At 40.7% G+C, this 519-nt stretch carries 1 protein-coding gene; it reads right to left on the minus strand.

What is annotated here, in order from left to right:
• Positions 1–118: 118 nt before the first annotated feature.
• Positions 119–519: hypothetical protein (locus tag JCM15548_RS22125; RefSeq protein ID WP_062129167.1), on the minus strand; the 401-nt coding region annotated here is incomplete at its 5' end.

The raw sequence follows: 519 nt of genomic DNA on the forward strand, positions 1-519 counted from the left end.
AATGTACCCTGCTATAAGGGTCAAAATGACCTTGATCAGGTGCTTGGTATAAAAAGGGCTGCAAAATCAAATTTGCAGCCCTTTTTAAAGCTTTTACAAGATGAATGAAGGTTGGGATCTAGAAACCCATTTCACCTTCGCTGTATTGTTTAACAAGTGAAAGAACCGCTTCCGCACAGCCTTCCTCTCCACCCGAGAAAGAAAATACCAACTGATACACCTTTGTTGCGCGACATATAAATTCAAAACCCTTGTATTTTTTTCCGCCATCCAGGTTGCTACTTAACAACTTATCCTTGTCATATAGCTGCATGATAATGTCATCCGGATTAGAAAGTCCGTTGGCTACATTGAATTTGTAATGGTTACGACTATTCAATAAGACATTGAATTTGACCATGCCGGTGGTGGTTTCATTAACCCCTTTTTCCAGCGTTATTGAAAAATCCTTGATGTACTGGGCATCACCCATTTCTTGCAAAGCTGCCTTCTTAACCGCTTCTTCACACTGAGCCTGAA

Origin of the sequence: Geofilum rubicundum JCM 15548 (assembly GCF_000974365.1) — a bacterium.
Classification (GTDB): Bacteria; Bacteroidota; Bacteroidia; order Bacteroidales; family Marinilabiliaceae; genus Geofilum; species Geofilum rubicundum.